The organism is Crocosphaera sp. Alani8, assembly GCF_038442745.1.
Lineage (GTDB): Bacteria > Cyanobacteriota > Cyanobacteriia > Cyanobacteriales > Microcystaceae > Crocosphaera.
Genome location: NZ_JARVCN010000122.1, coordinates 1 through 9,622 on the forward strand (window position 1 = coordinate 1; position 9,622 = coordinate 9,622).

General features: G+C 38.6%; 10 protein-coding genes. 2 read left to right on the plus strand and 8 right to left on the minus strand.

All coding sequences use genetic code 11. From position 1 onward, the window contains the following. Window positions 1–341 precede the first annotated feature (341 nt). Together P9B04_RS08745 and P9B04_RS08750 are read right to left on the minus strand one after the other, a co-directional pair. The gene (locus P9B04_RS08745) at window positions 342–1,178 is read right to left on the minus strand and encodes an IS4 family transposase (protein WP_342054600.1); all 837 of its coding nucleotides are present in this window, start codon (window positions 1,176–1,178) and stop codon (window positions 342–344) included. After that, window positions 1,171–1,497 (minus strand): hypothetical protein, encoded by a 327-nt coding sequence (locus P9B04_RS08750; RefSeq protein ID WP_342054601.1) that lies wholly within the window; start codon window positions 1,495–1,497, stop codon window positions 1,171–1,173. The genes P9B04_RS08745 and P9B04_RS08750 overlap by 8 nt, the downstream gene beginning before the upstream one ends. A gap of 176 nt (window positions 1,498–1,673) precedes the next feature. Here P9B04_RS08750 and P9B04_RS08755 point away from each other — a divergent pair, with 176 nt between their 5' ends. After that, the gene (locus tag P9B04_RS08755) at window positions 1,674–2,072 is read left to right on the plus strand and encodes a hypothetical protein (protein ID WP_342054602.1); all 399 of its coding nucleotides are present in this window, start codon (window positions 1,674–1,676) and stop codon (window positions 2,070–2,072) included. 168 nt (window positions 2,073–2,240) lie between these two features. On the opposite strand, the gene P9B04_RS08760 is transcribed toward P9B04_RS08755, so the two are convergent. Next, the gene (locus P9B04_RS08760; protein WP_342054603.1) at window positions 2,241–2,774 is read right to left on the minus strand and encodes a helix-turn-helix transcriptional regulator; all 534 of its coding nucleotides are present in this window, start codon (window positions 2,772–2,774) and stop codon (window positions 2,241–2,243) included. A 365-nt stretch (window positions 2,775–3,139) separates the two neighbouring features. After that, window positions 3,140–3,478, minus strand: coding sequence for a hypothetical protein (locus tag P9B04_RS08765; protein WP_342054604.1), 339 nt, complete (start codon window positions 3,476–3,478; stop codon window positions 3,140–3,142). A gap of 188 nt (window positions 3,479–3,666) precedes the next feature. On the opposite strand from P9B04_RS08765, the gene mobQ reads away from it, so the two are divergent. Next, window positions 3,667–5,454, plus strand: coding sequence for a MobQ family relaxase (gene mobQ, locus P9B04_RS08770; RefSeq protein ID WP_342054605.1), 1,788 nt, complete (start codon window positions 3,667–3,669; stop codon window positions 5,452–5,454). A 150-nt stretch (window positions 5,455–5,604) separates the two neighbouring features. On the opposite strand, the gene P9B04_RS08775 is transcribed toward mobQ, so the two are convergent. The 4 genes from P9B04_RS08775 to ftnA are packed head-to-tail and all read right to left on the minus strand — an operon-like array spanning window position 5,605 to window position 8,941. After that, the gene (locus P9B04_RS08775) at window positions 5,605–6,231 is read right to left on the minus strand and encodes a GUN4 domain-containing protein (protein WP_342054606.1); all 627 of its coding nucleotides are present in this window, start codon (window positions 6,229–6,231) and stop codon (window positions 5,605–5,607) included. Window positions 6,232–6,243: 12 nt separating this feature from the next. After that, window positions 6,244–8,082 carry a ferrous iron transport protein B gene (gene feoB / locus P9B04_RS08780; RefSeq protein ID WP_342054607.1) on the minus strand — a complete coding sequence of 613 codons (1,839 nt, stop codon included), beginning with the start codon at window positions 8,080–8,082 and terminating at the stop codon, window positions 6,244–6,246. A 51-nt stretch (window positions 8,083–8,133) separates the two neighbouring features. Beyond that, window positions 8,134–8,382: a FeoA family protein gene (locus tag P9B04_RS08785; RefSeq protein ID WP_342054608.1), complete on the minus strand. Its 249-nt coding sequence runs from the start codon at window positions 8,380–8,382 to the stop codon at window positions 8,134–8,136. A gap of 16 nt (window positions 8,383–8,398) precedes the next feature. Then, entirely contained in the window at window positions 8,399–8,941 is a 543-nt protein-coding gene (ftnA, locus tag P9B04_RS08790; protein WP_342054609.1) for a non-heme ferritin, read from the minus strand. Window positions 8,942–9,622 lie beyond the last annotated feature (681 nt).

Here is a 9,622-nt window from a genome sequence, read left to right on the forward strand (position 1 = left end):
CTCCAAACAGATGCAAGAAAATAACCGGGAAACTCTTTCTTGGAAATCACCTTATCTGCTACGGTTGCTGAACAAGAATCTGAGTTGACGGGGTGACAAGAGTTGGAAAAAACCGATCAAATAACGGTTTCAGAATCTAGGTTGACTAAAAAATCAACCTATTTAATAAGTGGGGATGATTATTAAGCCGTTTAATATAACTCAAATTAATATAGTGATGAAGAAAATTATCACGATTATTTCTATCAGGTTGTTGTTAAAAAAATTAGACAGAATAAAATAACCAATCTGTCTTGATTGAGAGCTTTTTCTAGTATATAATGAAGATAAGAACTGAAAGATTAACTAATAGCAGCTAAGACTTTTAATCCTTGTTTATATTCATTGATTTTGTGCCAGTTTAATTCCATCAATTCTTCGGTTATAAAAGAACAAAAATCCCAGGCTAAGATCCAGCTTTGACCATATAGTCCTACCCAAAATTCACTATGCCTTCTAACTTGTCTTTTTGGTTCAGTTAGCCTGGAAATATATTTTTGATAGCCTTGGTTTTTGATTGACTTACCTTTTAAAGCTGAGGCTGTATAAGCAATTGCTATTAGTAAAATAAGGTTAGTTAGCCTGGTAGTGTTGGCTTTACTGCCTTCAAGGTTATAACCACCAGTTTTATAATCTCGGAACATAGCCTCAATCCCTCCTCTCATTTTATAATATTTAATAACTTCATTAGCATCATCTAAATTTGTTATAATAAACCAAGGTTCTTCTTCACTATGATTTTTATATTTCCTTTTTTGGTAAGCTAGGATGTTGAAGCGACCAAATCCTTTCTGCTTAGTGACAAAAATGTTCTTTTCAAAAGTTTTTACTCCTGGGGTTAGTTCTAAATCTTGGAAACGTTTTTGATTCTTCTTACTTCTTCTAATATACACATCTTTTCTTTCTCGAAAAGCAAAGTAGATGGGATTTTTAGCCGTTCGGTTTCGCTTCTTTAACCAATATGATAACTCGACCCCATGAAATTCCCTATCTCCTAAAATTACTAGCTCATAGTGGGAAAATAATCTTAAAACTGGTCGAATCAAAGCTATTTGTTCTTTAACGTTGCTACTACCCTTTTTCTCTAATAAGACCCAGTAGATAGGTAATGCTCGCTTTCTCCAAACAACACTAATCATGAATACATTTTTCAGAATGCCACTGAGTTCTATCCAAAACTAAAGTTAATCGACTTCCTGGTTTAAACTCCCGTTCTACTATTAATTTTATCAGAGGAAACCAAAATAAAACAAGACTTAAGCATGGTTCTACTAGAAATCTTTGAATCTTTTTTCTCCGACTTTGATATAAAATAGGAATAGGTAGATAAGCGGCTAACCTTTCTATTCTAACCTGTTTATGAACTTGTAAAAGCCATACTAATATACGTAAAAGTAAGAACTTACTTTTTGATAATGCGTTCTGTAAATAGTCCTGATAGAAAGGCAAAAAATCCATAAAATATGACAAAAAGATAACGATACTTACAAAATCTTCTTATCATTTTTCTGGGTATAATTGCTGTTCATTTCTAACAATTAAAGATTTTCTCAGTTAGATAGGCTTTTTGTACTATTCGCTCTTGGGGCAGAATTCATTTTAAAAAGCCATCTCTGATCTCTAAACCCCTTACGGTGAGCCTTTTCCAATTCTTGTCACCCCGTCAAGAATCTGAGTTTACTGATGAGATAGAATCCCTAAGAACTGAAATTGACCAACTCAGACAAGCTCTTATAAATACAGGCTTATCCTCTCTAAAGGCGAAATTTGAAGACATCCCTAGAGGAAATATAGAGTTTACTTGTTCTGATACAGAAATCAGTGAAGGTCTAACAAAAACCGACCTTTGTAAAAAGATTAATCTAACTTCTAGCCAAATAAATCAATGGGCTTCTCGCCTTAATCTTACCCCCGATGATTACCTATTAGAACTCACAGGGTGGCAAAAACCCCCCTCTCAACGTCGTTATTTTCCATCATCAGATACCTCAGTCTCAGATACCCCTGCATCAGACACCACTGACGACGATTAAAAAAACACCCCCCAAGTTAACCATCTTGTTCTGGATAATGGTTAAACAGTCCTAGACACAGCTAAAAAACCGCACTATTTTGCTAGTTATCATCGAAAACCACACCCCAAGTTAACCATCTTTGTTATCCCAACTCCCCAACCGTTACCGCTTTACTCGTTCGGCTGTTTATTGAGAACCCACCAAAGTTTTGAACTTTTCTGACCAATTGGGAGAAAGTTTATTAACTTCTTTCGCTAGATTCAAACTCCTATTCGTGATCGCTATTTCTATCAACCATTCTTCAATTTGATAATCTTTCTCTTCAACTAACCAAGTCAAAATATCGGCTAAATGCCAAATAGACTGTGACCCCCCATAAACCGCATGGGGACATTTTGAATTGTCCTTCGATATTAATTTTTGGATATTCTGCCGAGTACATCCTAACAGTTTAGCTACATCTGTTATTCCCACAAAGTCCGGTGTAGCTTCAAGAAAATTAGCTTGTGGAATAGCCTTTAAAACATCTTCTATTGCACTTGATATGGCTTTATAAGCTGTCTCTGATTCCCTTATAAAATCCAAAGCAATATACCCCTTTTTACCAATCCCAATCAAGGCATCGTCACACCCTGACTCATACAATAGATCCACATAAATCGATGGCTCTATATTTTCGTCTGGAAGCTTAAATTTTAACGTAAACTCATATTCTTTCATTAATAGCTTCTCCTAACCCTAGTTATCGGTTTCTTTTTGATAAATACAGTTATCTATTACTCGTCGTATCTGTCTTGCGTGATTGGTTGGATTTTTAGGCGTACTCCAAATGCTAGTGATACAGAATTCTCCGCATCGACATTCCGAATCGTTGTAAGGGCAATAAATCTTACCCCAAGCATGAGAACCACCTTCTACTATCCGCCAGCCTTTTTGCTCTGCGTAGTCTAAGGCCGCCCTTATCTCTTTGTTGGGGTGTTTTTTGCCATTACATCAAACAATAACCCCTATATCGACTGGTTGTCAAGTGACAACTTATAATTTTTTTACCCCTTATTATCTCTTTCTGACTCCTTATTATTTCCCTATGATTTACTGGTTTTTTGTGAAGATTTTGGCTTTTTATCTGATGTCTTTTCTGTTGAATTTTCGGTTAAATCCTTTTCTACTTTACCATCCCCTTGAACGGGAAAATCAAACAACTTTCTATCAATATCCCTAGTTAAAAATCCCTCTAATCGTTTCATAATAACACCATCATCTAATTCCCCCTTATCCATCATCTCTATCACCAACGCCCCTAGTAAAATCTTACGTCTTGTATCTTCCTTCCTTTTCTGTGTCGTTTCTCTAGCTCTCGCCTTCTGTATCTCAGCGTTAAGCTGTTCTCGTTTCTCTAGTAGCTTTTCTAATTTCTTAGTCATTAAACACCCCTCATATTATGGTAAACTTAGACCATTATAGTAACTCATTATACACCAGCAATAATCCCCGTATTCTATACTAAAATGAAGTAGCTATATCCCCTTTCCGAAAGAAAGCGCACTTACGCAAGCTACGCTTGCACGTGCGTCAAGGGGCATCGCCCCCTAAAACCCCCTACTTCGGGCGGATGGGAAAGGAATGGCTCTCCCCTATAAAACAGCACACTCCAAACAAAAAGATGGCGATCTACCATCTCAATGCCAAAATCATATCCCGAAGTAATGGACAGTCAGCCACCGAAGCTGCTGCCTATCGTGCTGCTGAAAAAATCTATGATGAACGCACCGGCTCTACCTTCAATTACACTCGTAAAAAAGGTGTTTACTCTACTGAAATCTTAACCCCTCATAATGCCCCTGATTGGATGGCAGATCGCTCACAACTTTGGAACGCAGCCGAACTCTTTGAAAAACGTTCTAACTCTCGCACCGCTAGAGAATTTGACATCGCTCTCCCCACAGAACTCACTCACCACCAAAAGCAAGAATTAGTTAGAAACTTTGTTCAAGATAACTTTGTTGATAAGGGGCTAGTTGCTGATCTAGCTTTTCATGAAATAGATACCCATAATCCCCACGTCCATATCATGATTACCACCAGAAGTGTCGATGAAAATGGACTAGGTGCTAAAGATAGAGCCTTAGATAAAAAAGACTTTTTATTGAAGCTTAGAGAAAGTTGGGCAACTTATACAAACGATGCTTTACAAAGCATTGGTAGTTCCGAAAAAATTGATCATCGAACTCTAGAAGAACAAAACATTTCTCGCATCCCTCAGATTCATTTAGGGGCAAATGTAGCAGCGATGATGAAACGAGGCATCGCTACAGAACGAGGCGACGAATATCTAGAAATTCAAAATACTAACCAGCAAATTGAAGCCCTTGAAAAACAATTAATTGGTGTAGAAAATAGTATTAAAACGGAAAGCCTCTTCATTCAAAACTCCTCACCAGAAAACTCATCTATGCAAACTGTTGATTCTAATGCAGATATCACCGAAACAACGTTAGAATTATCGAAAAACAGAATCAATCAAAGGGTGAGTAATGATGGAGATGAACGGGAATGGCAAGAAGATTCCGAAGCAGATCTCACAGCAGAACTACGAAGAATTAACGAAGCTGTTATCGAGTCTAATCGACAAGCAGACGAAAACCGACAGCGATTACAAGACCTTAGTAACCGTCTTGGAAAAGATAGCAGCAAAACTAGAAAATCTGGAAAATCAACTCAACAAAAACGACCAACTCAATCATCAAAAACTGAATCAAGTTCAGAACAATTTAAGCAACGAGATAAACATACTCAACGAAAATTATCGTCTCATTTGGAAGGCAGCACAGTACGAGAAACAGGAAACAAAAAAACACCTCGACAACGTGATAATGTTCCGACCTCTAATCCTCCTAAAATTGATAGGACTGATTCTGATAACCTCCAGTCTCGGAACCTGGATGTTAATCAAACTCCTTCCCCCCAACAGCCACCAACTGGAGAAAATCAACGGACGGGTCAACAACATCGAAATCAAGCTCGCTCGAATGGAGAAAAACAATCCTTAACCCCTGAACACCGTCCTGAAGATGTACAACATCTTGCCACTATGACGACGATTACTCGCTTAATGCGTTATGTCAAATCCAAACCTAAAAACGGGTTCCAAACTTTTGAAGGGAAACGCTATATTTTCAAACTTTCAACTGATGAACAAACTATGGAGTTACACGCTAAAGATGGACGGGGCTTAATCTTTGAAAGGAAAGACGGCAAAGTAACAGCTAATTTAACCGATGATGATAGAAAGATGATTCACGATGTTGACTCACAAATTAGCCGGCGCATCGCTCAACTACAACGGGAACATGAACAGCGAGAAAAGCAACGCCGTCGGGGTAGGGGCTTCTCTCGTTAAATATTTTGACTTACTCCTTTCCTATCCGCCCAAGTAAAAATAAACAAATGAGCAATATGAATAATCCAAAAACAGCATTTAGACAAGATTTGGTGGAATAAATTAGGGAATGATTTGCAGATTAGAACTAATTGTGACCAAATTTCTCGTCTAAGGTTCACAGATCTCAAGACGACGCATCAAAGCAGTATAATTCCGAGGAACATCGGGAGAACCATCTCTAGATTTAAACGAAGTTCTCAAGGCACGACGAGGAATTTTAACAGGAAGATGACCTTTTGGTGCTTGGTCAAGATTAAAAAATAAATCAGGATAAGCAATAAATTCCCCATCTTTTATCCATCCTACTGCTTCAGCAAAATGTTGAAAAATAATCTCTTCATTTTCATTTTTCTGCAACCCTTGTTGTTCTAATTCTTGATAAACTTCTCTTTGAGCAGTTAACCCAAATCTTCCCTGAGAATGTTTCATCATTAATTGATCAATATAGTATAAATCTGAACAAGGGAATTCCTTAATTGAATTCGCATCAAACCAGCCTTCATTACTCCTACCTGCTACACTCAAAGCAATTTCTGAGATTTCTGTATTCGCTTGTTTCCACATCTGCTTTTCGAGCAATTCTTTTACTTCTAAATAGCGTTGAGATGGGTCAACCGCAAAAATTCCCAAGGGGGAAGAACCATTAGAACTGGCTTTACAAGCAACAACGCTAACTAAAGTAAAAGTGATCAAAAAGGCAAAAATAAGCCATCGTTTCAGTTTTGCTATAGTCATGATTAACCTCAATTAACTAAATAAATTCGCTCCTTGGTAGAAAATAAAGCTAACAAACCATGCAGTTCCCAGGGAAAAAACCACTGAAAAAATGGTAAATTTCAATGATTTTGATTCTCCCCAAATAGTGCTTAAAGTGGTTAAACAGGGAATATATAACAGACTAAATAAACAATAACTAAACCCTTGAGCAAAGGTTAAATCTTGGGATAGTTTAATCCCTAAAGCATCGTTGCTTAAACCATAAATCACCGCTAAACCTGCTAGTTGTACTTCTTTGGCGACAAATCCGAAGATTAAAGAGACAGTAAGAAAAGGATTAATACCAATGGGGTCCATGATAGGGGAGAAGAATTTACCCAGTTGACCGGCTAATGTATCGAGTCCTTCGGCACCTGGAGGAAGTGCGGTTAGAATCCAAATCAAACTCGCACCAATAATCATGAACACTGTCACCTTACTGACAAATTGCTTCATTTCTCCCCAAACATTGAGCAATACCTGCTTAATTGTAGGTAATCGGTAGGGAGGAAGTTCTAAAACAAAGGGATCTCGGCTTTTGAATTGCCCGCTCAAACTAAGGATACCAGCAACAACAAAGGCTACTAAAAAACTAATCACATAGAGGGCAAATAATGCCACTGCCCCCCCTTGATTGGGAAAAATGGCAGCTAGAATAAAGACAAATACTTGCAGTCGCGCTGAACAGAGGGCAAGGGGAATAATTAACATCGACAGTAAGCGCATCGCCCGAGATCGCATTACCCGAGTTCCCATGATTGCTGGTACATTACAACCAAATCCCATCATTTGCAGGACAAATCCTCTCCCATCCAGTCCAACACGACTCATCAGTGAATCCATTAGATAAGCGGATCTTGATAGGTAACCACTGTCTTCGAGAGCCGACATGGCTACGAAAAATAGGGCAACTAACGGGACAAAGGATAAAACCGTTGCAAACCCGTTCCAAGGGCCATTAATAATAAAGTCTTGTAATTCAGTCGGGAAAGGGGAGATAACAGGCTCTAAAATTCGCTCTTGAAACCATCCGGTGGCTGCGTCTACTGGATCGGCCGTGGGAATACCGATTGACCAGAGAAACCAGAAGACCAAGAACATGACAAAGAAAAAGATAGGTAGTCCCCAAATAGGGTGTAACAACCACTTATCCAGGCGATTGGTAAAAGTGACCGATGTGACAGATGGCATCTGTACGGCCCCTTCTAGAATCGACTCCATATACTCTTCTGTCACTGGTGCGGACTCTAGATGTTCTACCAGTCCCTGTACTTGATAGGTGTGGGGTTGTTCTTCGATGGTTCGAGTAATACCATTAATGGCCACCGCGCAACCTGTCCCATATTTAGCACTAATAGTATAGACTGGGCTTTCTAGGCGATCGCTCAATTCTACGCAATCAATTTGTACCCCATAACGTTTGGCCTCATCTGCCATATTGAGGACTACTACGGCCGGAAGTCCCAAAGATTTCACTTGAAGTGGCATCCGAATTTGACGATCAATTTGGGTAGCATTGATCACTACCACAATCAAATCTATGGCAAACTCTTCTAGAAACTTCTGGACAACTCTTTCATCTTCGGTAAAACCATCGAGATCATAAATTCCGGGTAAATCTACAAACTCTACTTCGTGGCCATGGATTTCAATTGTCGCTTGTAACAAATCCACAGTTAACCCTGGCCAGTTGGCTACTCCAGCCCCTGCATTGGTTATACGGTTAAAAAAGGTGGATTTTCCTGTATTTGGCTGTCCAATAAAACCAATTCGTTTAATAGTATTTTGATGAGAGGAGACAATTGCCCCAGTTGAGGTAGATAAGGTCATAGTCGCATTTTTAAAATAATTTTGAGCTAATAGGAGTAAACAAGCTATCTATCATGACAGTTTCGGTTCAACCATGACTAATTCCGCTTCACTACGACGAATGGCGATTTCTGTCGTGCTTCCAACTCGGACGGCTAAGGGTCCCCCTAGCCAAGCAGAACGCATTACTTGAACAGGTTTCCCAGGAACAATTCCCATTGCTTCGAGACGAGTTTTAAATCCGTTGCCTATGTCGGTGTTATCGGTCAAAACTTCTTGCACTTTCGCCATTTGGCCCTTTCTTAATTCCTTTAAAGTCATGTTTTTTTATCCTCTTTTAAGCTTGGGGAGCAGTAGCAGAATTACTGGTTGCTTCTAAAGCCCCGGGATTGGAAACCAACTTACCAATTTCTTGGTCGATCAAGAATAGTCCTTGACCTTCCGTGCCAATGAGCTTAATTTTGTCTAAAATACTTTTGAAAAGAAACTCTTCTTGATGTTGTTCCGCCACATACCATTGCAAGAATTGAAGAGTTGAATAATCGGGTTCTGTATTAGCTAGATGAACTAACTCATTGATTTTACTGGTGACAAATTGTTCATGGGTATAAATCTTATCAAACATTGCCACAAGTGAACTAAATTCAGTGGGAGGAGCTTCCATACCTCCAATGATTGCTAAAGCTCCTGTTTCCTGTAGATATTTGAGTAAACGACGCATATGCGCCATTTCTTCGTCAGCATGTTGCGTTAAGAACATAGCACAACCATCTAGAGACTTGTAAGAACACCAGGCTCCCATCTGTAAGTACATATGAGAAGAATACACTTCCCAATTGATCTGCTGATTCAATTTGTCGATTATTCCTGGAGATAACATTAAAACTCTTCCTAATTATTTGAATTCTCAGTAGATAACAAACTCGGCTAGGTCTTTTATGTAATGGGCATTGTTGCTAATACTTCTCATTTCCAAAAAGCCTGACGAGATAAGCTTTTATGGTCATGGCTGCAAAATTTTGCGATGACCACTCTGTGATTGTTTCAAACTCAAGTTAGCATTATTGAAATTTTATTTCAATTAGAAAAGGTTTTGAGGCTTCCTAGATTAGTAGACACCGCAACTATCAGTTATTCTAGGTGGATTTTACTCCCATCATTCAGTATATTTAAGGTTAAGGGAAGATATCTGCTTCCTAGCATGAATATTTTCCAGACAACGCAACCACTACTAAAGCCTTTAAGCTTTGACAAACTTGAAACGGTGTAAAAGCCCTAGATAGTTACCCGAAGTTTTAAAAGCTTGGAAGCAACCCTAATTACACCAAACAGTTTCATTCGTATTGGACCACGGAAAAACTGTAGGTGTCGATGAAGGGGGTTGCCATCTTTATCCTAACTAATTTTGATTCCCTGTACAATCAATCACCAACTTTCACCAACTTTCACCAATTTTCCATCACGATACAAAGTTAGTTAATCGGCTAAAAGCCAGATAAGATAGCACTTTCCCCAGAAATGTTGAATGTTAGAAAAAAGCCTGGAAAAAATCTGTTTAAAA

Excerpts from the sequence above, each read along its gene's own strand:
- P9B04_RS08750 (WP_342054601.1), bottom strand. The coding sequence starts at position 1,497 with ATGGATTTTTTGCCTTTCTATCAGGACTATTTACAGAACGCATTATCA.
- P9B04_RS08760 (WP_342054603.1), bottom strand. The coding sequence starts at position 2,774 with ATGAAAGAATATGAGTTTACGTTAAAATTTAAGCTTCCAGACGAAAAT.
- P9B04_RS08785 (WP_342054608.1), bottom strand. The coding sequence starts at position 8,382 with ATGACTTTAAAGGAATTAAGAAAGGGCCAAATGGCGAAAGTGCAAGAA.
- P9B04_RS08765 (WP_342054604.1), bottom strand. The coding sequence starts at position 3,478 with ATGACTAAGAAATTAGAAAAGCTACTAGAGAAACGAGAACAGCTTAAC.
- ftnA (WP_342054609.1), bottom strand. The coding sequence starts at position 8,941 with ATGTTATCTCCAGGAATAATCGACAAATTGAATCAGCAGATCAATTGG.
- P9B04_RS08775 (WP_342054606.1), bottom strand. The coding sequence starts at position 6,231 with ATGACTATAGCAAAACTGAAACGATGGCTTATTTTTGCCTTTTTGATC.
- mobQ (WP_342054605.1), top strand. The coding sequence starts at position 3,667 with ATGGGAAAGGAATGGCTCTCCCCTATAAAACAGCACACTCCAAACAAA.
- P9B04_RS08745 (WP_342054600.1), bottom strand. The coding sequence starts at position 1,178 with ATGATTAGTGTTGTTTGGAGAAAGCGAGCATTACCTATCTACTGGGTC.
- feoB (WP_342054607.1), bottom strand. The coding sequence starts at position 8,082 with ATGACCTTATCTACCTCAACTGGGGCAATTGTCTCCTCTCATCAAAAT.